The following is a 22,040-nucleotide window of genomic DNA, read 5'->3' on the forward strand; positions in this document are numbered from 1 at the left end:
GGCTCGGAACCCTCGCCAAACCAAGCGATGAAGCGCGCCTGCGTTGACCTGTCCGATGGCGGGCGCATAAGCACGGGTCATGCACGCCCATTCTTTCAGTTACGACGTCATCGTCGTCGGCGGTGGCCATGCCGGTGTCGAGGCGGCCGCGGCAGCCGCGCGCGTCGGCGCCCGCACCGCCTTGGTGACGCATCGGGCTGCCACCATCGGTGCGATGTCATGCAACCCGGCCATCGGCGGCCTCGGCAAGGGTCATCTCGTGCGCGAGGTGGACGCCCTCGATGGCCTGATGGGCCGTGTCGCGGACGCCGCCGGCATCCAGTTCCGCCTGCTCAATCGCCGCAAGGGCCCGGCCGTACGCGGCCCGCGCACCCAGGCCGACCGGGCACTCTACGCCCGAGCCATGCAGGCGGCGGTCGCGGAGACACCGGAACTCACCGTGATCGAGGGCGAGGCCGACGACCTGACCGTGCGTTCAGGCCGTGTCGCGGGCGTGACACTCGCGGATGGGCGCGCGCTCACCGCGGCGGCCGTCGTCATCACGACGGGCACCTTCCTGCGCGGCCTCATCCATATCGGCGAGCGGCAGATCCCCGCCGGCCGCGTCGGCGAAGAGCCTGCCCTGGGGCTTGCGCGCACGCTCGACCGGCACGGGTTCGGCCTCGGCCGCCTGAAGACCGGCACGCCGCCGCGCCTGGATGGACGCACGATCGATTGGGCTGCCCTGGAGATGCAGCACGCCGACGCGGAGCCCGTTCCGTTCTCGACCCTGACCGAGCGGATCACCACGCCGCAGATCGCCTGCGGCATCACCCGCACGACGCAAGCGGTACACGATCTGATCCGGGCCAACCTCCACCGCTCGCCGATGTATTCCGGCGGCATCAGCAGCCGCGGCCCGCGCTACTGTCCCTCGATCGAGGACAAGGTCGTGCGCTTCGGAGATCGCGAGGGCCACCAGATCTTCCTGGAGCCCGAGGGGCTCGACGATCCGACCGTCTACCCGAACGGCATCTCGACGGCGCTTCCCGAAGAAGTGCAGGCCGGCATCATCGCCGCCATCCCTGGGCTGGAGCGCACCCGCATCCTGCGCCCCGGCTACGCCATCGAGTACGATTACGTCGATCCCCGCGAACTCGACGCGACGCTCCAGACCAAGCGTCTGCCGGGCTTGTTCCTGGCGGGGCAGATCAACGGCACCACCGGATACGAGGAGGCGGCTGGGCAGGGGCTCGTCGCCGGCCTCAACGCGGCCCGGCTGGCGGGCGGCTCCGATCTTGCGATCTTCGACCGGGCCGAATCCTATCTCGGTGTGATGATCGACGACCTCGTCACCCATGGGGTGAGCGAGCCCTACCGCATGTTCACCTCGCGCTCGGAGTACCGCCTGAGCCTGCGCGTCGACAATGCCGACGAGCGCCTCACGCCCCGCGGCGCGGCTCTCGGCTGTGTCGGCTCAGTTCGGGCCGCGCATTTCGCAGCTTCGCAGTCAGCGTTGTCGCAGGCGCGCACCCGCCTCGATACCCTGAGCCTCACCCCGAACGAAGCGGCCCAGCACGGGCTCGCCCTCAATCATGATGGTCTGCGCCGCAGCGCCTTCCAGATCCTGTCCTATCCGGAGATCGGTTGGGAGCGACTCGCGGCGGTCTGGCCCGAACTGGCAGCGGTGCCGCCGCGGGTTGCGGAGCGCCTCCGGACGGACGCGACCTACGCCGTCTATCTCAATCGGCAACAGGCCGACATCACCGCCTTCCGCCGCGACGAGGCGGTACGCCTGCCGACCTCCCTCGATTACGGCGCCATCGCCGGCCTTTCCAACGAGATGCGGGCAAAGCTCGACGGCGTGCGCCCGACGACTTTGGGGCAGGCCGCGCGCATCGAGGGCGTGACGCCGGCCGCTTTGACCCTGCTTGCTGCCCATGCCCGCCGGGGCCGAGTTCAGGCGTCGGCATGAGAATGTCGGCCTGCCCCGACGCAAGGACGGCAGAATGAGCACTGATCTGCGTACGCGTGTCCTGAGCGAGCATCATGTTTCACGTGAAACAGCCGCGTCGCTCGATCTCTACGTTGCACAGCTGACCCGCTGGCAGACCGTCAAAAACCTCGTCGGCCCCGCGACGTTGAAGGAGGTCTGGCACCGGCATATCGCCGACGCCCTTCAGCTTCTTGCCATCGCCCCTGAGGCGACCCGTTGGCTTGACCTCGGCTCGGGAGCCGGAATCCCCGGTCTGATCCTCGCCATTGCCGGCAAAGAGCGGCCGGGCTTTCATGTCCGTCTGGTCGAGAGCAACGCGCGCAAATGCGCTTTCCTTTCAGAGACCGCCCGCCTCACCGGCGCACCGGTCATCGTTCACAATGCGCGCATCGAAGCCGTGATCGAAACCCTGACCGACACCGAAATCGTTTGCGCCCGTGCCCTGGCCCCACTCACGCAATTGCTCGACTGGACAGAACCTTTGTTGACAAGCGGCACCATCGGGCTGTTTCCGAAGGGACGTGATGCAGCCACGGAATTGACCGAGGCCGAGGATGAGTGGACATTCGCCCGCGACCTGATTCCGAGCCGCACCGACTCGCAGGCACGGATCGTGCGCGTCACGTCGCTTTCCCGCGTGGACCCATGACCGACTCATCCACGGCCTCACCGGCGCAGGTTGCTCCTGCTCAAGCCAAACCGCTGCGCGTGCTCGCGCTCGCCAACCAGAAGGGCGGTGTCGGCAAAACCACGACGGCGATCAATCTCGGCACGGCGCTGGCCGCCATCGGCGAGCAGGTGCTGGTGATCGACCTCGATCCGCAGGGCAACGCCTCGACCGGTCTCGGCATCGACCGCCGCCGCCGCAAGGTCTCGACCTATCATGTCATGGCCGGCGAAGCGCCGCTGGTTGATGCGATCACGCCGACGGCGGTACCGCGCCTCTCGGTCGCCCCCTCAACGATGGACCTGCTCGGCCTCGAACTCGAACTGGCGAGCGCGTCCGACCGTGCTCACCGCCTGCGCAACATCCTGCGCGACCTCACGATGCCGGAGGGGATCGAACCGATCAGCTACGTGCTGATCGATTGCCCGCCCTCGCTCAACCTGCTCACCATCAACGCGCTCGCTGCCGCCGACGCGGTGATGGTGCCGCTGCAATGCGAGTTCTTCGCCCTCGAAGGACTGAGCCAGTTGCTGCGCACCGTCGAGCAGGTTCGCGGAGCGCTGAACCCCAAGCTTCAGATTCAGGGTGTCGTGCTGACCATGTACGACCCGCGCAACAACCTCTCGACCCAGGTAGTCGCCGATGTCCGCGGCTTCTTGGGCGACAAGGTCTACGAGACGATGATTCCGCGCAACGTGCGCGTCTCGGAGGCGCCCTCCCATGGCAAGCCGGTCCTGCTCTACGATCTCAAATGCGCCGGCTCGCAGGCCTATCTGCGCCTCGCTTCCGAAGTGATCCAACGCGAGGGCCGGGCGCCCCCGCCCGCTGCAGCCGCCTAAGTGTCTCTCAAAACGCCCGCCGTGCTGTCATCGCCAGAGCGAGAACGGTCAGAGACCGGGAGTTTTGTGAGGCACTCTAAGTCTTTTAAAAGTTTGGAGTTTCGATCGTGGCAATGGCGGATGATGCGGCGCGGCCGCGGCTCGGACGCGGCCTTGCGGCGCTGATCGGCGACTTTTCCGACGACGCGCCGGAGGAGGCGGCCCGCACCGCCGGGCACGCGCAGCGCAAGGTCGCCGTGGAGTTCCTGCGCCCGAACCCACGCAACCCGCGCCGCCGCTTCTCGGAGCCGGAACTCGACGAGCTGGCCGCCTCGATCCGTCAGCGCGGCGTGATCCAGCCGATCGTCGTGCGCGCGCTCTCGGGGGTGCCCGGCACCTTCGAGATCGTCGCCGGCGAGCGGCGCTGGCGCGCGGCCCAGCGGGCGGGCCTCAACGAAGTGCCGGTGGTGGTGGTCGAGATCGACGACCGCACCTCGCTCGAATACGCGATCCTGGAGAACGTCCAGCGGGCCGACCTGAACGCCATCGAGGAGGCTTCGGGCTACGAGCGGCTGATGGGCGAGTTCAAATATACCCAGGCCGAGCTGGCCGATCTGCTCGGCAAGAGCCGCAGCCATCTCGCCAACACCCTGCGCCTGCTCCAGCTTCCGCCCGCGATTCAGGACCGGGTGATCGCCAGCGAGATCACCGCCGGCCATGCCCGCGCGCTTCTCTCCGTGCGCGACCCGGAGGCGGTGGCCCGCCGGATCGTGGCCGAGGGGCTGTCGGTGCGCGAGGTCGAGGCGCTGGCCGCAGCAGAGGCCCCGCAGGACGACACGCCGCGCCCGGGGCGCCCGCGCCGCTCCGCCGAGGGCGACGCCGCCCTGCGCTCGCTGGAAGACGTCCTCGGCCGGGCACTCGGCTACAGCGTGGCGGTGAAGGCCAAGGCGAGTGGCGAGGGTGAGATCCGCATCCGCTTCACCAGCGCCGAAGAGCGCGACGCGCTCTGCCGCAAGCTCGGCGGAGCCTGAGGCACTCTCCGCCGCTCTCATGAAGCGAACTCAGGCCCGCCGCCGCGTAGCCTCGATGGCGATCCGCAGGAACACACCCTGCGCCTGGGCGTGGGCGAGGTCCGGCTCCGAGCGGCGGCAGGCGAGCACCGCGTCTTGGAGCCACGCCACGGCCTGTTGCAGCCCCGGTGCCGACCAGCGGGCGAGCTGGGTTTCGGCCAGCGCCTTGCGGCGGAAATGCAGGCCGCGCCAATTGGCGACGATCTGGCTCGCGCTGCCGCGCGGATTGTCGAGGCGTAGGGAGAGCAGCGTGAGGGCGTGACGCAACCCGGCGCCGAGCATCGCCGAGGGGTCCATCCCCTCGTGGCGGAAGCGGCGATACTCGCGCTCGGCCTCGCTGGCACGGCCGGCGAAGGCCGCGTCGATCAGCGCGTTGAGGACACTCGCCCCGACGTCGCTGACGATCGCCTCGACGTCGTCCACGCCGACGCTGCCCTGGCCGCGGGCGTAGAGGGCGAGCTTGCCGATCTCGGACAGGCTGGCACGGCGATCGCTGCCGAGGCTGCCCGTCAGCAGGTCGCGGGCGTCGCGGTCGATGCGCAGCCCAGCCTCTTGCAACGTGCGCTCGATCAGGTCGGCGAGCGTGCGCTCGTCATCGGGGTAGCAGGGCAGGGCGAGCGCCTTGGGCGACCCCTCGCACAGCGTGCGCAGAGGGGCGGAGCGGGCGAGGTCGCCCGCCTCCACGACGATGCGGGCGCCTTCGGTCGGTGCCTTCAGCACCGCATCGACGGCCGGCGCGTAGTTGCGGCTGCCGGAGCGGACCCAGATCGTGCGGCTGCCGCCGAACAGGCCGACGGTGCCGGCCTCATCCACCAGGCGGCCCGGATCGGAGGCGAGGGTGTCGCCGTCGATCCTGATGAGCGCAAAGGGGTCGTCCGGGTCGGCGACCATCCCCCGGACCAGCCGCATCGCCCGGTCGGCGACGAGGCCGACATCCGGCCCGTAGACCAGAACCACCGCGATGCGCGGATCGGGGCCGCGCCGGACCAGCCCCTCGACATCGCCGGCTTTGACCGCCGTCATGCCACGCCCGTCAGGGGTTCGTTTTGACGGTGAGGACGGAGGCGATCCGGGTCTTGATCTGGTCGGCCAGCACCTTGGCGAGGCGGATCTCGGCGTCGCGCGCGGCGCGCAGCGAGGCGAAACGCTGGATCGAGCGATCGTAGGTCGCGGTGCCGGTTGCGACGCCCTCGGTGAGGACGCGGCGTCCGTCCAGGCTCTCCAGCGAGAACTTCACCGTGCCGACGATGGTGCCGGCCTCGGCCCGCGCCGTGGTCGAGGAGACGATCGGGGTCTGTACCTGCTCGGAGCCCTGCATCTTCAGCCGGTAGCGCTTGGGCACGGCGGGCTGGCCGGAGCCGTCGAGATCGAAGATCAGCTCGCTGCGCAGATAGTGCCCGAGGCGATCCTGATCCTGGGCCATGTTGACGTCATCGACCTGGATCGCGGCGAGCAGACCCTGCATCGACTCGCCCGATGCCGTCGGCCCGTAGAGGGGACGGAAGCAGGCACCGAGATTCAGCGCAAGGCCGGCGGCGAGCGCGAGCCGCGCGATCCGAACCCCCGGCCTGTTCCTCGCCACACCCATCACCCGCCCCAAGGCTGTTCCTCGCCGCGTCACGTTGAACCGTCCGAAAACCGTCGCTCCGACCCCAAGCGCAGCACACCGCTCCGCTTGTACGGCAGGCATTGCGCCCGGTCACCCTGCCAGACTCATGCTTTAAGAATGCTGTGCGGCGGGACGATGATCGCTCGACCGAATCGGGACGCCGGGAGACGCATTCGCTTGTGGAACCAAGCGGTGATCCCCACTTTATCCTGACCCCGGAAACCGCTCCGAACCCGCGCCTTGACGGCGATCGGACGAGCGCAGTAGAACAGAACAAATGGCGAACAAGCGAGCCTTGTCCTGGTCGGTCGCGCTGCGCGATCTGAAGGACGATCGATCCCGGAGAGCGGATGTGCGCGAGGAGCGTCTCCGAACCATGGCGGGCCTGCGCGGCGTGGCCGCCCCCGCTTTGAGCGCGTGGCGCGGGCGGTCCGGCCGCCGCTACGTCGTCGGCGTCCACGACCTCGCCGAACCCGACCTCGCCGAGGTCGATGAGGGGGTGGTCATCGCCGTGCGGCGGGACGAAGCCGGCATTGCCCAGGCAGTTTCCATCGCCGCGACCGGCAAGGGGCCGCGCGAGCGTCTGCACCACAACTGGCTGGCCCGCGCCCGCCAGGAAGGCGCGACGGAGATGCACGTTCACCGCCTCGCCGAGGGGGAAACCGAGCGCCGCGCCGTCGTGCTCGACCTCGCCGCCGACACGGAGCAGGCGAACGCCTGACCCCGCGCGCGGCCGGCATGCACTCGCCGGCCTGTGAAAGCCGGAGGGAGGGCAGGGCCCTTGCCTTGGACAGCCCCGGTCTCCAAACACGGGGCGTCCGGCCTCTCCTGCCGGGACGCGCAGGAACGAGGCCGATGGCGCAGACACCCGATCCGATTTCCGGCGGACCGCCCCCCCGGCGGCGGCGAATCGGCCTGTTCCTCCCCTACATCCTGCTCGCCACCCTCGTCGTCGCCTGGACCGCCGCGTGGTTCTTCATCCGCGGCAAGGCCGAGAGCGAGATGGATGCGTGGCTTGCCCGTGAGGCGCAGGCCGGCCGGCAATGGACCTGCGCCGACCGCTCGATCACCGGCTATCCCTTCCGCCTCGAACTGCGCTGCGGCTCGGTCCGCTTCGCCCGCTCCGACGGCAATTTCACCCTCGGGCCGACCACCGCCGTGGTGCAGGTCTACGATCCGCGCCACGCCGTCCTCGAAGTCGCCGGCCCCTTCCGTGTCGAGCAGGGCGATCTGACCGCCGACGTGACCTGGACGTCTCTCGAAGCGAGCTTCCACGCCGCCTCGAACGGCTTCAGCCGCGCCTCCCTCGTCGTCGATGGCCCCAAGGGCACGGTGCAATCCCCCGATCCCGGGCCGGTGGACTTCGCCGTCCAGCACCTCGAACTCCATGCCCGGCCGACTCCGGGCCGCTTCGAGAGCGACGGCGCCGTCGATATCAGCCTGCGCCTCGCCAAGGCCGCCGTGCCGCGGCTCGACGCCCTGAGCGGCAGCGGCGACCCGGCCGACGTCGATCTCGACACGACCATCGAACGGGCCACGGTGCTGCGCACCGGCACGGTGGCGCGGGAATTGGAGAAATGGCGTCAGGCCGACGGCCGCCTCGACGTGACCCGCCTGTCGATCGCCAAGGGCGAGCGCCGCCTTCAGGCCAAGGGCGAAGTCGGCCTCGACGAGGCGCATCGCCCCGAGGGACGCTTCGAGATCCGCGCGCTCGGGCTCGAAGCCCTGATCGGGCAGGTGATGGGCCAGCGCTACGGCTCGGACAAGGGTGCGTTGATCGGCAACCTCGTCGGCCAGTTCCTCGGCGGCCTGCGCAAGCGCGAGAGCGCCGCCGGCGAGGTGCAGGCGGCCGACAGCCCCAACGGCCTCAAGCCCCTGCCGACGCTGCGCCTGGGCGACGGGCGCCTGATGCTCGGCCCGCTCGCCGTGCCGAACGTGGTGCTGCCCGCCCTGTACTGAACGGGCCTACCAGGGGCGCGGCGCCCCGAAGATCTTGCGCCGGACGAAGCGCCCGGCGGCTTCCACCCGCGGCCTGTGCAGATGGCGCAGCCGCCACAGGCGATGCTCCCGCGGCGCGACCGGCTCCGCCAACTCGGGCACGGCGGCGCTGCGTGCGCGCAGCCGCGCGGCCTCGGCCGGGGCGACGCTCTCCCCGTAAGCCAGGAGATGGCGCATCTCGTCGAGGGTCGGCCGCACCCAGCTGGCCGTCCGGGTGCACGGATCCGTTTCCGCGCGCGTTTCGGGTGGCGGCGCGCCCGGAGCGGGACGGGGATAGTGGTTGAGCCGGATCTCCCCGTGCCGCACGGCGAGGATGGCGCCGGGCCGCTGCGGGTCCGGCTCGGCGGGGCCGAAATCGCTCATCAGCCGCTCGCCCTGCACGAGTTCCGTCATGTGCGGGTCGGCGATCGTGGCGACGGCGCCCTGCCGGTAGATCGATGTGACGACGCGGTTCTCCACGCGGTCCGCCGGCGCGAGAGAGCGAGGGAAACGGCGCAGGACAAGCCCGGAGGCGGGCCCCTCCGGCGCCGCGGTGTCGAAGACGCGCCGGTTGACCACCACCGCGCCGGCATGCGGCGGGATGCGGGCGATCCAGTCCTCGATCGAACGGCCGGGGGCCGGCACCAGAAATTCATCGGTGCCGAGGAAGGCGGCGAAGCGGAACAGCCGCGCCCACGAGGCGAGGAAATGGTCGTAGGCCGCAAAGAGCGGCGTGCGGTCGATGCGGGTCGGGCAGGGCAGGGTGGTGACCCCGATCGCCGCCTGCGCCTTCAGGAGCGCCGCAGCCTCGCCGTGGAGTCCGTTGTCGTAGATCACGAAGTGGCGCACGCCGACCGCCCGGTGGAAGGCGAGCCACTCGAACAGCTCGGGTGCCGCACCCTCGACGACGGCAACGATGGCGAATGTGCGCATCTCGGGCGCCCTTTCCTTCAGCTCTGCTTCGCCGCGGGCGCCGCCGCGTTGCGGGCGCGGCCGAAATCCGGCTCGGCCGTTTCCTGGCCCATGGCGACGATGCCGCGGCGGATGGTTCGGGTGCGGGTGAACAGATCGTGCAGGGCCTCGCCGTCGCCCCAGCGGATCGCCCGCGACAGGGCCGACAGATCCTCGTTGAAGCGCCCGAGCATCTCCAGCACCGCGTCGCGGTTGGTCAGGAAGATGTCGCGCCACATGGTCGGGTCGGAGGCGGCGATGCGGGTGAAATCGCGAAAGCCGCCGGCGGAGAACTTGATCACTTCTGACTGGGTGACCTCTTCGAGATCGGCGGCCGTGCCGACGATGTTGTAGGCGATCAGGTGCGGCACGTGGCTGGTGATGGCGAGCACGAGGTCGTGGTGCTCGGGCGTCATGGTCTCGACGATGGCGCCCAAGCCCTGCCACAGACCCTGCACCCGCTCGACGGCCGCCGGATCCGTCCCCTCCGGCGGCGTGAGGATGCACCAGCGGTTCGAGAACAGGGTGGCAAAGCCCGAATCCGGCCCGGAATACTCGGTGCCCGCCACCGGATGCGCCGGAACGAACGGATTGTCCGGGGACAGATGCGGCATGACGGCCGCCACCACCGCGGCCTTGACCGAGCCGACATCGGAGACCACCGCGCCCGGCTTCAGATGCGGCGCGATCTCGGTCGCCACCGCGCCGATGGCGCCCACGGGCACGCAGAGGATGACGAGACCGGCCCCGGCCACCGCCGAGGCTTCGGTGCTTGCCTCGTCCGCCAGACCCAGGGCCTTCACCCGCTCGATCACGCCCGCGTCGCGGTCGATCGCCACGATCTCCCGCGCCAGCCCGTAGGTCCGGGCGCCGCGGGCGATCGAGGAGCCGATCAGGCCCAGCCCGACGATGGCGAGGCGCTCCACCCCCTCCGTCACGAACGCTTGGCTCCCAGGAAGGCGGCCAGCGCATCCACGAAGGCGCGATTGGCCTCCTCGCTGCCGATGGTCACCCGCAGGGCGTTGGGCAGGCCGTAGGAGGAGACGCGCCGCACGATCACGCCCGCGCGTGTCAGATGCGCATCCGCTTCCGCCGCCGTGCGGCCGGGCCTGTCCGAAAAGTGGAGGAGCAGGAAGTTGCCGACGCTCGGCGTCACGGTGAGCCCCAGTCCCTCGACCTCGCGGGTGAGCCAGGCGAGCCATTCGTCGTTGTGGGCCACCGCCGCGGCAACGTGGGCCTCGTCGGCGATGGCCGCCGCGCCGGCCGCAATGCCGCCCGCCGAGAGGTTGAACGGTCCGCGGATGCGGTTGATCGCATCGACCACGGCCTCCGAGCCGACCATCCAGCCGATGCGCTGCGCCGCGAGCCCGTGGATCTTCGAGAAGGTGCGCGTCATCACGACGTTGGCGGCATCGAGCGCCATTTCGAGGCCGGCCGTGTAGTCGTTGGCGCGCACGTACTCGGCATAGGCTCCGTCGAGCACGAGGAGCACGTTGCCGGGCAGCCCGGCATGCAGGCGGCGCACCTCCTCGAACGGCAGGTAGGTGCCGGTCGGGTTGTTGGGGTTGGCGAGGTAGACGATCCGGGTGCGGGGCGTGACCGCGGCGAGGATGGCATCGACATCCGCCGTCAGGTTCGTTTCCGGCGCCACCACCGGCGTGCCGCCTGCGGTGAGGATCGCGATGCGGTACACGAGGAAGCCGTGCTCGCAGAAGATGCCCTCGTCGCCCGGCCCGACGAAGGCCATCGCCAGAAGCGTCAGCAGCTCGTCCGAGCCGGCACCGCAGACGATGCGGGCGGGATCGAGCCCGTAGCGTGCACCGATCGCCGTGCGCAGGCGGGTGGCGCTGCCGTCGGGATAGAGGGCCAGCGTCGCGGCCTCCGCCCGCAAAGCCTCGATCGCGCGCGGGCTCGGGCCCAAAGGCGTTTCGTTCGAGGAGAGCTTGTGGACCTTCGCCACGCCCGGCGCGGCGCTCTTGCCGGGCACGTAGGCCTCGATGGCGAGCACGCCGGGGCGCGGCTGAGGGCGAAGCACGGGATCGGTTGCGGACATGGGCCAGGGCCAGCGGGAGAGTCGGACGCGGGTATCGCCCGTCCCTCTACAGCATTTCGCGCCAACGGGGAGCTGCCGCCGACCCCGATGCGCGCCGATCAGGCCGTCGCCAGAGTCGCGACGTGGCAGACTCTGGCGCCTCGCGTGGTGATTCGGACCTCTTCCCAGGGCACGCCTCGCCCATCGCGGCCCTCTCTCCGCCGGGATTGGGACCGCTATGGCTGCGCCGGCTTGCCTTCCGGCGCAGGGATCGGCTCGCCGGAGCCCGGCGGCAGCAGGACGTTCTTCACCACGTTCCCCTCCGGACCGTACTCGCCGGCCACCGCGAGGCAGGCCTGCTCGCGGTTGAGGTTCATCTGGTTGGACATCAGGGTGAAGATGCCGATCACCCGGTTGCCGAAGGGGCCGCGGGGGCTCACGTCCTCGGGCCGCGTGTTCTGCTTGGCGAGCAGCGCCTCGAATTCCGGCGCGTTGAGCCGATAGCCGCAGACGTTGACCGCCGAGAAGATGTATGCGGCAAATTCCAGCGCTCGCGGGCTCGGCGCGTTGCGGATCGGCCGCGGCGGGGCGGCCTCCTTCGCGGGCCCTTGCGAGGGCTCTTGCGAGGGTTCTTGCGGCGCGGTCGCGGCGGGCGGTGGGGCGGTGTCCTGCGCGACGGCAGGGTAAGCCATGCCACCGATCAGGGCGGCGGCGATGAGGGAGCGGACGATCATGGCGGTGGGGCGTTCCTCGAGATACGGATTCTCACGATCCGCTTAGACAAACCCGAGATAGCCCGGCCGCCCGCCGCCTCCAAGCTGACGCGGGGCCCGCGGACGGGTCCTGCGGCGATTCGTGCACGGGAGCCCGCGCCAGAGGCTCACCAGCGATAGCTCACGCTCGCCAGCACGCGGCGGGCCTCGCCGTAGAAGCAGGAATTGGCGGACTGGCACGAGGTGACGAAGCGGCGGTCGCCGAGATTGGCGGCGGTGATCGCCATGCGCCAGCGCTCCCAGTTGTAGTGCACGGTCGCGTCGAACAGGACGTAGTCCGGCACTTTCAGATTGTTGAGCTGGTCGGCGTAGGAACGCCCGACATAGCGCACGCCGCCGCCGAAGCCGAAGCCGCGCCAGTCGCCCAGGGGGATCGTGTAGTCGGCAAAGACCGAGGCGAAGGTCTCCGGCACGTTGGTCGGGGTCTTGCCGACGAGGTCGCCGAGTGCGGCGTCCCGGACCCGAGTGTATTCGAGGTCGTAGTGGGTCACGGCCGCGACGACGTTCAAGCCTTCCGCGAGGCTGGCCACGAACTGCCCCTCGATACCGCGCGAGCGCACGGTGCCGAGCTGGGTGCTGCCGAACCCGACGATGACCGGGAAGGGCGGGTTGTCGCGCACGAGATCGAAGGCGGCGATGTTGAGGGAGAAGCGCTCGCCGACCGGCTCGATCTTCAGGCCGACCTCGATCTGCTCGCCCCGATCCGGCGAGAGCGACGCCCCGGTGATGGCATCGATGCCGATCTGCGGCTGGAACGAGGTCGAGTAGGCGACGTAGGGCGCGATGCCGGGATCGAAGTTGTAGAGCAGCGCGATGCGGCCGGTGAGCGCCGTATCGGTACGGGACGTGCTCGTGTCCGGCGCGAGCTTCTTGAGCACGTCGCTGTTGGCGATATCGTAGCGCAGGCCGCCGATCAGGCTCAGCCGGTCGGTGAGCTTGATCTGGTCCTGGGCGTAGAAGCCGAGCTGCCGGAAGCTGTTGACGTCGACCTGATAGGGCAGGGGTCGGCCGACGATCTGCCCGTAGAGCGGGTTGATGATGCTCAGATTGGGGCCGGGGAAGAGCGAGGCCTGATTGTCGTAGAGCGAGTAGTTCTTGTAATCGATGCCGAACAGCACGTCGTGGGCGACGAACCCATCGGAAAACCGGGCCTCGGCCTGGTTGTCGACCTGGAACAGGCTGACCTTGTCGCTGTACTGGAACTGGTAGCGAGCGAGCTGCGTCTGCGGCAGGTCGGCGTAGCCGAGCTGGCCGATATACGAATTCTGCGTCGCGTCCGAGAACGAGTAGCGGAAGTTCTGGCGCACGGTCCACACGTCGTCGACCGCGTGCTCGAACTCGTAGCCGGCGAAGACCTGCTCGCGCTGGAAGCTGTTGATGCGCGGATCACCCACGTTGAGAGAGCGGTCGATGCGCAGACCGCTCGCGTTGGGGCGCACGGTGCCGGCATAGGGCAGGAAGTTCGCGGTCACGGCCGTGGAATCGCGTTGATAGCTCGTCAGCACCGTGACGGTGGTGCCGGCATCCGGCCGCCACGTGACGGCCGGGGCGATGTAAGCGCGGTCGGAATCCGCGCCCTCGACCTGTGTGCCGCCCTGACGGCCGATACCGGTGAGGCGGTAGAACAGATGGCCCGAATCGTCGGCCGGACCGCCGACATCGAAGGCGCCGTAGACCTGCCCGAACGAACCGCCGGCGATCTCGACATAGCCGAAGGGGGCCAGCGTCGGGCGCTTGGTAACCTGGTTGACGAGGCCGCCGGGGTTGCCGGCGCCGAACAGCACGGCAGCCGGGCCGCGCAGCACCTCGATGCGCTCCAGGCCGAAGGTCTCGGTCTTCAGCGTGCCGAAGCCGTAGTTCAGCAGTTGCAGGCCGTCCTTGTAGATCCCGTAATCGCTCGCCACGAAGCCGCGCAGGGTGAAGAAATCGACGCGCTCGTCGGCGCCGTAGACGCCGGAATAGATGCCGGCGGTGTACTGCGTCGCCTGGGTCAGCGTCTGGGCGCCCTGCGCCTCGATCTGCTCGCGGCCGATCACGGTGATCGCCTGGGGCGTCTCGATCAGGGGCGTGTTGGTCTTGGTCGCGGTGACCGAGCGGGTAGCGACATAGCCGGCGACGGGGCCGCGCGGATCCTCGGGTGCCGCGCGTCCATCGGCACCGCGCTGGGCCGGCGGCCCGCCGGTGGCGCCGGCGGCGCGGCCGCTGCCTTCGACCGACAGTTCCTCCAACCGTGCCGTCGCCTGTTGTGCGGCGGCTGCGACGGTCAGGGCCATCAACGAGGCGCTTGCCAGCGCCATCGTCCGCAGGGCGCGGACGCCGACGAGAGTGCGAACCGAGCCCATACTCATGACCCCATCTGACCAGAACAGCCGACAGCCTCCGCAGGGACGCGCGGAATGGGATCGGTCTGTTGTTTGGAATTATGCTAAACTGTTGTTGTTGCTTGCTTTTCGTAAGCTCAGCCGTAAGAGACGGCGCGCAGGCACGCAAGACAGTCGCGCGCAAATGACCGTCCTGTAGCGAGCCGGCCACAGGATTTCTGCGCAACCATCGGATGTCGTCTTCGGGGAGGACGACGCTCTATGCTCTTGTTTTCGCATCATCTTTTTTCCGAAAGCCGGCAACCACCTTTCGGGACGATGCTCTGGCGACCCCGCCGCGAGGCGGGCGCTGAATGCTACACGGTTACTTGCGTGCCGACCTCGACGACGCGGCCGGTCGGGATCTGGAAGAAGTCCGTCGCGTCGTTGGCGTTCTTGGCCAGCGTGATGAAGATCCGGTCCTGCCAGAGCGGCATGCCGGAATGGGCGGCCGGGCGGATCGAGCGGCGCGACAGGAAGAACGAGGTCGACATGATGTCGAACTTGAAGCCCTCGCGCTTGAGCAGCGTCAGGGTGCGCGGGATGTTGGGCGTCTCCATGTAGCCGAAGCGCATCACCACCCGGTAGAAGCCGAAGCCCACGGGCTCGATGCGCACGCGCTCGGCCTGGGTGGCCCGGGGCCGGTCCATGGTCTCGACGGTGAGCACCACGTTCTTCTCGTGGATCACCTTGTTGTGCTTCATGTTGTGCAGGAGCGCGGCAGGCGCGATCTGGGGGTCGCTGGTGAGGAAGACCGCGGTGCCCTTCACCCGCTGGTAGGAGGTGCTCTTCTCCAGCATGCCGACGAGTTCGACCAGCGGCACGTCGGTCTTGCGGGTTTTGTTGAAGAGGATCGTGACGCCGCGCACCCAGGTCCACATCATCAGCATCAGGCCGCCCGCGAGCATCAGGGGCACGTAGCCGCCCTCGTGCAGCTTCAGCAGGTTCGAGAGCAGGAACAGCGACTCGAGCACGATGAAGGGCATGATGATCGCCGCCGAGACCAGGGGCGAGAGGCGCGCGACCTTCCACAGCACCACGTAGGCCATGGAGGCGGTGAGCAGCATCGTGCCCGTCACCGCGATGCCGTAGGCAGAGGCGAGCGCCGAGGAGGAGCGGAAGGTGATCGCCAGGATCACCACGCCCAGGGCGAGCAGGGTGTTGATCTGCGGCAGGTAAATCTGGCCCGAATGTGCTTCCGAGGTGTGGCGGATCTCCATGCGCGGCAGCATGCCGAGCTGGATCGCCTGCCGCGACAGCGAGAACGCGCCGGTGATGACCGCTTGGCTCGCCGTGACGGTCGCGAGCGTGGCCAGCAGCACCATGGGGATCAGGCCCCATTCCGGCACGAGCTGGTAGAACGGATCGGTGGTCTCAGGCTTGGCGAGCACGAGGGCGGTCTGGCCGAGATAGTTCAGGACGAGGCAGGGCGCGACGAGGCCGAGCCACGCCACCTGGATCGGGCGGCGCCCGAAATGGCCGAGATCGGCGAACAAGGCTTCCGCTCCTGTCACCGCCAGGAACACCGCGCCGAGCGCCACCAGGGCGCCGGTGCCGTGGCCGAGGAGGTAATGCACGGCGTACCAGGGATTGAACGCGGCCAGCACGCCGGGATTGCCGGCGATGTGCGGCAGGGCGGCGGCGGCCATGGCCAGGAACCAGACCACCATGGCCGGCCCGAAGAAGGTCGCGACCCGCGCCGTGCCGTGGCTCTGCACCGCGAACAGGCCGAGGATGATCGCCACCGTGATCGGCAGCACGTAACCCTCGAAGGCGGGCGTGACGAGCTTCAGGCCCTCCACCGCCGAGAGCACCGAAATTGCCGGGGTGATGACGGAATCGCCGTAGAACAGCGAGGCGCCGAGCAGGCCCAGCATGAACACGATCTTGGAGCCGCCGAGCGCGTGGCGGGCCTGGGCCATCAGCGAGAGGATGCCGCCCTCGCCGTTGTTGTCCATGCGCAGCAGGATCGCGACGTACTTGATCGTCACGATCAGGAGCAGCGCCCAGATGATGAGCGAGGCGGTGCCGATCACCTCCTCGGCCAGCAGGATGCCGTCGCTGCGCGAAGGCGCGAGCGCTTCGCGGAAGGCGTAGAGCGGGCTTGTGCCGATATCACCGTAGACGACACCGACGGAGCCGACCGTGAGGGCCCAGAAGCCGGTCTTGGCGTGGCCGTGGTCCTCCTCCGGGGACGCATCGACCGCGCCCGCCGAGGCTGCGACCGGCCCTCCCTCGCCGGGCGCCGGCCCGCCCGCGGGCGCGGCGACGGGGCCGTCCGGCGGGGTGGATCCGGCGGTATGGGGGCTGTCGGGCTGGGTCATCGGGCAGGCGTGCCTGGGCTCGCGCGTCGTCCGGCCGGATGTGCCGGAGTCGCATGAAGGGAATGCGTCGGAGATGCGGATCGATGCGCGCCGGAAACCGCGGCGCCCCTGTAGCGGCCATACCACCGCAAGCCGGCGCGCGGCACAGGAAAACGGTCCGCGTTCGGGTCGCGAGGCGCGAACCGGACATCACGGCGGGCGCGAGGCGGGGCGGAGGGCAGGGTCGACGACCCGGCGCGGGCCGTTTCGGACAACGAAGGGCGGGCCGCTCTCCTCACCGCGAAGGTTTCGGGAGCCGGCCCACCCGCGGGGCTCACTCGGCGGCGTCGCGCTTGCCCTGACCGAAGCGGCGCTCGATGTAATCGACCACGATCGTCTCGAAGTCTTTAGCGAGCGTGGCGCCGCGCAGGGTCATCGCCTTCTTGCCGTCGATGAACACCGGAGCGCTCGGGCTCTCGCCGGTGCCGGGCAGCGAGATGCCGATATCGGCGTGCTTCGATTCGCCGGGACCGTTCACGATGCAGCCCATCACCGCGACGTTGAGGCCTTCCACGCCCGGATAGGTCTTCTTCCACTCCGGCATGGAGGTGGAGATCCAGTTCTGGATGTCGCGGGCCAGTTCCTGGAACGTGGTCGAGGTGGTGCGCCCGCAGCCGGGGCAAGCCGCGACCAACGGCACGAAGGTGCGGAAGCCCATGGTCTGCAGGAGTTCCTGCGCGGCCTTCACTTCGACCGTGCGGTCGCCGCCGGGCTCGGGCGTCAGCGAGTAGCGGATCGTGTCGCCGATGCCCTCCTGCAGCAGCACGCCGATGGCGGCCGACGCCGCGACGATGCCCTTCGAGCCCATGCCCGCCTCGGTCAGGCCGAGATGGATCGCGTAGTCGGAGCGGCGCGCCACCTCGCGGTAGACCGCGATCAGATCCTGCACCGCCGAGACCTTGGCGGAGAGAATGATGCGGTCCTTCGGCAGGCCGAGTTCCACCGCCCGGTCGGCGGAGGTCAGCGCCGATTGCACCATCGCCTCGCGCATCACCGCGCGGGCGTCGATGGGGCGGGGCAGCTTGGCGTTCTCGTCCATCAGGTGCGTCAGCAGGGCCTCGTCGAGGGAGCCCCAGTTCGCGCCGATGCGGACGGTCTTGCCGTAGCGCACCGCCTGCTCGACGATGGTCGAGAACTGGGTGTCCTTCTTCTCCTTGAAGCCGACATTGCCGGGATTGATCCGGTACTTGGCCAGCGCCTCGGCGCAGGCCGGGTGGTCGGAGAGGAGTTTGTGGCCGATGTAGTGGAAGTCGCCCACCAGCGGCACGTGCACGCCGATGCGGTCGAGCCGCTCGCGGATCTTCGGCACGGCCGCCGCCGCCTCGTCGCGATCGACGGTGATGCGCACCAGCTCCGAGCCGGCGCGGGCGAGCTGGGCGACCTGGGCCACGGTGCCGTCGATGTCGGCCGTGTCGGTGTTGGTCATCGACTGCACGACGATCGGGGCGCCGCCGCCGACGGTGACGGCCCCTTCGCCGCTGCCGATCTGCACGCCGACGGTGCGGTGGCGCGGTGCCGGCCCGGCGATCTCCGGCCCCGTCATGCTGCGGCTGCGGGAGTCGATCGGGTTTGCCAGGGCGTCGGGAGCTTCCATGACTTCCATCGTGCCTTCGCGGGTCAAACTGTCGTCCGCGCGTGCCGGCTTTCGGCGTGATCCTATCCGAATCCGGTTCGATCCGCGACCTGGAGATCGTCTCCGCGCCGCGCCCGCGCGGACGGATGCGCAGCATGCCTCGATACGAGGCCGCTTCCATGTCGCATCCCGAGCGGGATGTCGAGCGTATGCAAGGATGTCAGGAGACGAAAGCGCCTTATCATACCTTGCATTCGCGTGCCCGCGGGGCAAAGAACCGCACAGGCACACTTGCTGCTTTGCACCATTTGAATGTGCATCGCAATAAATCACGTGAGGCAAGATGGACAGGACGAGCCCGGAGATTCACTCCACCGACAGTGAGCAGATCGAGGCTCGGTCCGCCGGCTCGCCTCCGGTTGATACCCGTGAGCGGACCGGAACCCTCGACGGACCGTCTCACGACGACGCTCACAACCCCGCGACCGCCGTTCCTGATCCGATCGCGGATTCGACCCGGCCGGGCGCCGCGTTTCGGGGCCTTGCCGGACCGCGCGCGGAGAAGGCCGTCTCGCTGGCGCTTCAGGGCGGCGGCTCGCACGGCGCCTTCACCTGGGGCGTGCTCGACGCGCTGATCGAGGACGGGCGCGTCGCCTTCGAGGCGGTCACGGGCGCGAGCGCGGGCGCGATGAACGCCGTCGTCCTCGTGGACGGCTGGCTCGCGGGCGGCCCCGACGGGGCACGCGCAGCCCTGGAGACGTTCTGGCGCGAAGCGAGCCTCGATGCCGACCTGCGCCCCTCGCAGAAGGGCCTGATCGACGGCCTGTTCCAGTTCTGGAAGGGCAACCCGTTCTTCGAGGCCTGGGTGAAGGCGCTCAACCCCGGCCCCTACGCGACCAATCCGTTCAACTTCAATCCCCTGCGCGACGCGCTGGAGCACACCGTCGATTTCGATCGCCTGCGCGCGGCCGACACCGCCAGTGTGTTCGTCTCGGCGACCAATGTCTGGACCGGCAAGCTCGCCGTGTTCGGGCGCGATTGCCTGACGGTCGATCACCTGATGGCCTCGGCCTGCCTGCCGACGGTGTTCCAGGCGGTCGAGATCGACGGCGTGCCCTATTGGGACGGCGGCTATCTCGGCAATCCGGCTCTGTACCCGCTGCACGAGTCGAGCACCCGCGACATCCTGCTGGTGCAGATCAACCCCGTGGAGCGCCGCGAGACGCCGCGTTCGGCCAGCGACATCCAGAACCGGCTCAACGAGATCACCTTCAACGCCAACCTGATGCGGGAGCTGCGCTCCATCGACTTCGTGCACGGCCTGATCGACGAGGGCGGACAGGGGCAGGTTCCGGGTTTGGAACGCGTCTTCCTCCACCGCATCGACGGGACCGACTCGCTCGACGGTTTCGCCGCCTCCTCGCGCATCGACGCCCGCTGGCGGATGATCGAGCGCCTGCGCGACAAAGGCCGCGCCGCCGCCAAGGTCTGGCTCGCAGAGGGCTACGACGAAGTCGGCGTGCGCTGCACCCTCGACCTCAAGAAGGCCTACCAGTAGCGGCCCGTCGCTGACGAAGGGACCGGGTCGTCAGCGAAACCTCTTGCCACCGGCTCGTTACGCACATAAAGATATCTTTATGTCTAGCGAGAGCGGTCCCACGAACAGCGCGACCACGGTCCCGGTGCCCTTCGCCGAGGCGCTGGCCGTGCTGCGGGCGGCGGCGGAGGAAACGCGCCTGCGCATCCTGGCGCTGCTGGCCGAGGGCGAGTTGTCGGTCTCCGACCTCACCGACATTCTCGGCCAGTCGCAGCCGCGCATCTCGCGCCATCTCAAGCTCCTCGTCGAATCCGGCCTGATCGAGCGTCATCGCGAGGGAGCCTGGGCGTTCTTCCGCCTGCGGGAGGCCGCCATCGGCTTCGTCGAGCCCTTGATCGCGGCGCTGGAGCGCGCCGCGCCGCCGCTCTCCGAGGATCGCGCCCGACTCGACTCGGTGCGGACGCAACGCGCCGAGGCGGCGCAGACCTTCTTCGCCCGGCTCGCCCCCAAATGGGACGGCCTGCGTTCCCTGCACGTGCCCGAGGCCGCCGTCGAGGCGGCGGTGCTCGACGCGCTCGGAGACCGTCCGATCCGTCATGTGATCGATCTCGGCACCGGCACCGGCAAGATGCTCGGCCTGCTGGCCCCCCTGGCCGGTCGCGCCACCGGGCTCGATTCGAGCCATGCCATGCTCTCGGTCGCCCGTGCCAACCTCGAACGGCTCGGCCTGTCGCGGGTCGACCTGCGTCAGGGCGATCTCCACGCACCGCCCTTCGGCCGCGGCGGCTTCGATCTCGTGGTGCTGCATCAGGTGCTGCACTACCTCGACGATCCGGCCCGGGCACTGCGGGAGGCCGCCCGCCTCGTCGCGCCGGGCGGGCGGCTGCTCGTGGTCGATTTCGCGCCCCACACTCTGGAGCAGTTGCGCGAAAGCCAAGCCCATCGCCGCCTCGGCTTCGGTGCGGAGCAGATCACGGGCTGGCTCGTCCAGGCGGGCCTGGGCGATGTCGAGAGCCGTGACATCACGCCGGAGGACGGCATCGAGCATCCGCTCACCGTCACCCTCTGGCTGGCGCACGACACCTCCGCCGCGATCGAGGCGCAGACGCCTGAACGTGCTCCCGCACGCAGCCCGGAACGCGCCGTGGCCTGAGCCTCAAGGTCCAAGCCTTCAAGGTCCAAGCCTTCTAAGGTCCAAGCCGACTTCCATCGACGACCGACACCACGACAGACGCCCAGGAGAAGGGACGAAGAGATGCCCAACGCCTCCCAACACCGCGCCAGCCGCGACGGCTTCCGCCCGATCCGGGTCTCGATCGAGTTCTTCCCGCCGAAGACCGAGGAGATGGAGAAGATTCTCTGGTCCTCGATCGAGCGCCTTGCGCCGCTCCAGCCGAAATTCGTCTCGGTGACCTACGGCGCCGGCGGCTCCACCCGCGAGCGCACCCACAACACCGTGGCGCGCATGGTGCGCGAGACGAGCCTCAAGCCCGCCGCCCACCTCACCTGCGTCGCTGCGACGAAGGAGGAGATCGACGGGGTGGTGCAGTCCTACTGGGATGCGGGCGTGCGCCACATCGTGGCCCTGCGCGGCGACCCGGCCGAGGGCGTCGGCCACAGCTACCGACCCCATCCCGGCGGCTACGCGCAGACCTGCGACCTCGTCGCCGGCATCAAGCGGATCGGCGACTTCAAGGTCTCGGTCTCGGCCTATCCGGAAAAGCACCCCGAGGCCGCCTCGCTCGATGCCGACATCGACGCCCTGAAGGCCAAGGTCGATGCCGGCGCCGATCAGGCGATCACTCAGTTCTTCTTCGATAACGAGATCTACCTGCGCTACCGCGACAAGGTGCGCGCGGCCGGCATCGACATCCCGATCATCCCCGGCATCCTGCCGGTGCAGAACTTCAAGCAGGCGGCCAACTTCGCCCGCCGCACCGGCGCCTCGGTGCCGTATTGGCTCGCGGCCCGGTTCGAGGGTCTGGAGAACGACGTCGAGACCCGCCGTCTCGTCGCCGCCGCGGTCGCCGCCGAGCAGGTGCTCGACCTCGTCGACGAGGGCGTGGAGGACTTCCACTTCTACTCGATGAACCGCTCCGACCTCGTCTACGCCATCTGCCACCTTCTCGGCCTGCGCTCCCAGGCGCCGGCCAAACCGGCGGTCAAGCCGGAAGCCAAGGCGGCCTGACCCCTCGCCACTCTGCTCCTGAACCTTATCCCGAACTGCGACCGCGCCGCGGTCGCAGCGAAGGATGAGGTTCAGGAGCGATCGCGTTTTCTGGAGGCCTCCGAGGCCTCCGCTTCGCTCCGGCACCTCAGGCTGAGGTGGGTTGAT

The 22,040-nt window shown here is 69.3% G+C and carries 18 protein-coding genes; 9 read left to right on the forward strand and 9 right to left on the reverse strand.

Annotated features, from left to right (window positions below; translation table 11 throughout):
- Positions 1-79 precede the first annotated feature (79 nt).
- The 4 genes from mnmG (at position 80) to Y590_RS07120 (ending at position 4,491) form a co-directional block, all read left to right on the forward strand.
- On the forward strand, positions 80-1,954 hold the full coding sequence (mnmG, locus tag Y590_RS07105) for a tRNA uridine-5-carboxymethylaminomethyl(34) synthesis enzyme MnmG (protein ID WP_060769240.1): 1,875 nt from the start codon (positions 80-82) through the stop codon (positions 1,952-1,954).
- A 34-nt stretch (positions 1,955-1,988) separates the two neighbouring features.
- Complete coding sequence (gene rsmG / locus Y590_RS07110) at positions 1,989-2,624, forward strand: 16S rRNA (guanine(527)-N(7))-methyltransferase RsmG (protein WP_060769241.1); 636 nt, start codon at positions 1,989-1,991, stop codon at positions 2,622-2,624.
- Positions 2,621-3,481, forward strand: coding sequence for a ParA family protein (locus tag Y590_RS07115; protein ID WP_060769242.1), 861 nt, complete (start codon positions 2,621-2,623; stop codon positions 3,479-3,481). Before rsmG ends, Y590_RS07115 begins: the two co-directional genes overlap by 4 nt.
- A gap of 113 nt (positions 3,482-3,594) precedes the next feature.
- Positions 3,595-4,491 carry a ParB/RepB/Spo0J family partition protein gene (locus Y590_RS07120; protein WP_060769243.1) on the forward strand — a complete coding sequence of 299 codons (897 nt, stop codon included), beginning with the start codon at positions 3,595-3,597 and terminating at the stop codon, positions 4,489-4,491.
- A 30-nt stretch (positions 4,492-4,521) separates the two neighbouring features.
- On the opposite strand, the gene holA is transcribed toward Y590_RS07120, so the two are convergent.
- Both holA and lptE read right to left on the reverse strand, forming a co-directional pair.
- Positions 4,522-5,553, reverse strand: coding sequence for a DNA polymerase III subunit delta (gene holA, locus Y590_RS07125; RefSeq protein ID WP_060769244.1), 1,032 nt, complete (start codon positions 5,551-5,553; stop codon positions 4,522-4,524).
- Between the two features lie 10 nt (positions 5,554-5,563).
- Positions 5,564-6,118 carry an LPS assembly lipoprotein LptE gene (lptE, locus tag Y590_RS07130; protein WP_060769245.1) on the reverse strand — a complete coding sequence of 185 codons (555 nt, stop codon included), beginning with the start codon at positions 6,116-6,118 and terminating at the stop codon, positions 5,564-5,566.
- Between the two features lie 397 nt (positions 6,119-6,515).
- On the opposite strand from lptE, the gene Y590_RS07135 reads away from it, so the two are divergent.
- Together Y590_RS07135 and Y590_RS07140 are read left to right on the forward strand one after the other, a co-directional pair.
- A complete protein-coding gene (locus tag Y590_RS07135) occupies positions 6,516-6,860 on the forward strand; it encodes a hypothetical protein (protein ID WP_060772193.1) in 345 nt (114 codons plus the stop codon).
- A gap of 134 nt (positions 6,861-6,994) precedes the next feature.
- Positions 6,995-8,098: a DUF2125 domain-containing protein gene (locus Y590_RS07140; protein WP_060769246.1), complete on the forward strand. Its 1,104-nt coding sequence runs from the start codon at positions 6,995-6,997 to the stop codon at positions 8,096-8,098.
- A 6-nt stretch (positions 8,099-8,104) separates the two neighbouring features.
- On the opposite strand, the gene Y590_RS07145 is transcribed toward Y590_RS07140, so the two are convergent.
- The 7 genes from Y590_RS07145 to ispG all read right to left on the reverse strand — a co-directional run bounded on the left by Y590_RS07145 (position 8,105) and on the right by ispG (position 18,198).
- Positions 8,105-9,049: a glycosyltransferase family protein gene (locus Y590_RS07145; RefSeq protein ID WP_060769247.1), complete on the reverse strand. Its 945-nt coding sequence runs from the start codon at positions 9,047-9,049 to the stop codon at positions 8,105-8,107.
- 17 nt (positions 9,050-9,066) lie between these two features.
- Entirely contained in the window at positions 9,067-10,005 is a 939-nt protein-coding gene (locus Y590_RS07150) for a prephenate/arogenate dehydrogenase family protein (RefSeq protein WP_060769248.1), read from the reverse strand.
- Entirely contained in the window at positions 10,002-11,120 is a 1,119-nt protein-coding gene (locus tag Y590_RS07155) for a pyridoxal phosphate-dependent aminotransferase (protein WP_060769249.1), read from the reverse strand. Before Y590_RS07155 ends, Y590_RS07150 begins: the two co-directional genes overlap by 4 nt.
- Positions 11,121-11,335: 215 nt before the next feature.
- A complete protein-coding gene (locus Y590_RS07160) occupies positions 11,336-11,833 on the reverse strand; it encodes a hypothetical protein (protein ID WP_060769250.1) in 498 nt (165 codons plus the stop codon).
- A 146-nt stretch (positions 11,834-11,979) separates the two neighbouring features.
- A complete protein-coding gene (locus Y590_RS07165) occupies positions 11,980-14,214 on the reverse strand; it encodes a TonB-dependent siderophore receptor (RefSeq protein WP_060769251.1) in 2,235 nt (744 codons plus the stop codon).
- 335 nt (positions 14,215-14,549) lie between these two features.
- Positions 14,550-16,556, reverse strand: coding sequence for a potassium transporter Kup (locus Y590_RS07170; protein WP_060769252.1), 2,007 nt, complete (start codon positions 16,554-16,556; stop codon positions 14,550-14,552).
- Positions 16,557-16,869: 313 nt separating this feature from the next.
- Positions 16,870-18,198: a flavodoxin-dependent (E)-4-hydroxy-3-methylbut-2-enyl-diphosphate synthase gene (ispG, locus tag Y590_RS07175; protein WP_060772194.1), complete on the reverse strand. Its 1,329-nt coding sequence runs from the start codon at positions 18,196-18,198 to the stop codon at positions 16,870-16,872.
- Positions 18,199-18,511: 313 nt separating this feature from the next.
- Here ispG and Y590_RS07180 point away from each other — a divergent pair, with 313 nt between their 5' ends.
- The 3 genes from Y590_RS07180 to metF all read left to right on the forward strand — a co-directional run bounded on the left by Y590_RS07180 (position 18,512) and on the right by metF (position 21,893).
- On the forward strand, positions 18,512-19,726 hold the full coding sequence (locus Y590_RS07180) for a patatin-like phospholipase family protein (RefSeq protein ID WP_060769253.1): 1,215 nt from the start codon (positions 18,512-18,514) through the stop codon (positions 19,724-19,726).
- A 79-nt stretch (positions 19,727-19,805) separates the two neighbouring features.
- Positions 19,806-20,858, forward strand: a complete 1,053-nt coding sequence (locus Y590_RS07185) for an ArsR/SmtB family transcription factor (RefSeq protein WP_060769254.1) — start codon at positions 19,806-19,808, stop codon at positions 20,856-20,858.
- 102 nt (positions 20,859-20,960) lie between these two features.
- Positions 20,961-21,893: a methylenetetrahydrofolate reductase [NAD(P)H] gene (gene metF, locus Y590_RS07190; RefSeq protein WP_060769255.1), complete on the forward strand. Its 933-nt coding sequence runs from the start codon at positions 20,961-20,963 to the stop codon at positions 21,891-21,893.
- The last annotated feature ends 147 nt before the right edge of the window (positions 21,894-22,040 follow it).

Source organism: Methylobacterium sp. AMS5 (genome assembly GCF_001542815.1).
In the GTDB taxonomy this organism is placed as follows: Bacteria; Pseudomonadota; Alphaproteobacteria; order Rhizobiales; family Beijerinckiaceae; genus Methylobacterium.

Bases quoted from the DNA above. Each gene is read 5' to 3' on its own strand.
- Y590_RS07115 (WP_060769242.1), top strand. From the start codon at position 2,621: ATGACCGACTCATCCACGGCCTCACCGGCGCAGGTTGCTCCTGCTCAA.
- Y590_RS07165 (WP_060769251.1), bottom strand. From the start codon at position 14,214: ATGGGCTCGGTTCGCACTCTCGTCGGCGTCCGCGCCCTGCGGACGATG.
- Y590_RS07145 (WP_060769247.1), bottom strand. From the start codon at position 9,049: ATGCGCACATTCGCCATCGTTGCCGTCGTCGAGGGTGCGGCACCCGAG.
- ispG (WP_060772194.1), bottom strand. From the start codon at position 18,198: ATGGAAGTCATGGAAGCTCCCGACGCCCTGGCAAACCCGATCGACTCC.
- rsmG (WP_060769241.1), top strand. From the start codon at position 1,989: ATGAGCACTGATCTGCGTACGCGTGTCCTGAGCGAGCATCATGTTTCA.
- Y590_RS07180 (WP_060769253.1), top strand. From the start codon at position 18,512: ATGGACAGGACGAGCCCGGAGATTCACTCCACCGACAGTGAGCAGATC.
- Y590_RS07185 (WP_060769254.1), top strand. From the start codon at position 19,806: ATGTCTAGCGAGAGCGGTCCCACGAACAGCGCGACCACGGTCCCGGTG.
- Y590_RS07120 (WP_060769243.1), top strand. From the start codon at position 3,595: ATGGCGGATGATGCGGCGCGGCCGCGGCTCGGACGCGGCCTTGCGGCG.
- Y590_RS07135 (WP_060772193.1), top strand. From the start codon at position 6,516: ATGGCGGGCCTGCGCGGCGTGGCCGCCCCCGCTTTGAGCGCGTGGCGC.
- holA (WP_060769244.1), bottom strand. From the start codon at position 5,553: ATGACGGCGGTCAAAGCCGGCGATGTCGAGGGGCTGGTCCGGCGCGGC.
- Y590_RS07170 (WP_060769252.1), bottom strand. From the start codon at position 16,556: ATGACCCAGCCCGACAGCCCCCATACCGCCGGATCCACCCCGCCGGAC.
- metF (WP_060769255.1), top strand. From the start codon at position 20,961: ATGCCCAACGCCTCCCAACACCGCGCCAGCCGCGACGGCTTCCGCCCG.
- Y590_RS07155 (WP_060769249.1), bottom strand. From the start codon at position 11,120: ATGTCCGCAACCGATCCCGTGCTTCGCCCTCAGCCGCGCCCCGGCGTG.
- Y590_RS07160 (WP_060769250.1), bottom strand. From the start codon at position 11,833: ATGATCGTCCGCTCCCTCATCGCCGCCGCCCTGATCGGTGGCATGGCT.
- mnmG (WP_060769240.1), top strand. From the start codon at position 80: ATGCACGCCCATTCTTTCAGTTACGACGTCATCGTCGTCGGCGGTGGC.
- lptE (WP_060769245.1), bottom strand. From the start codon at position 6,118: ATGGGTGTGGCGAGGAACAGGCCGGGGGTTCGGATCGCGCGGCTCGCG.
- Y590_RS07140 (WP_060769246.1), top strand. From the start codon at position 6,995: ATGGCGCAGACACCCGATCCGATTTCCGGCGGACCGCCCCCCCGGCGG.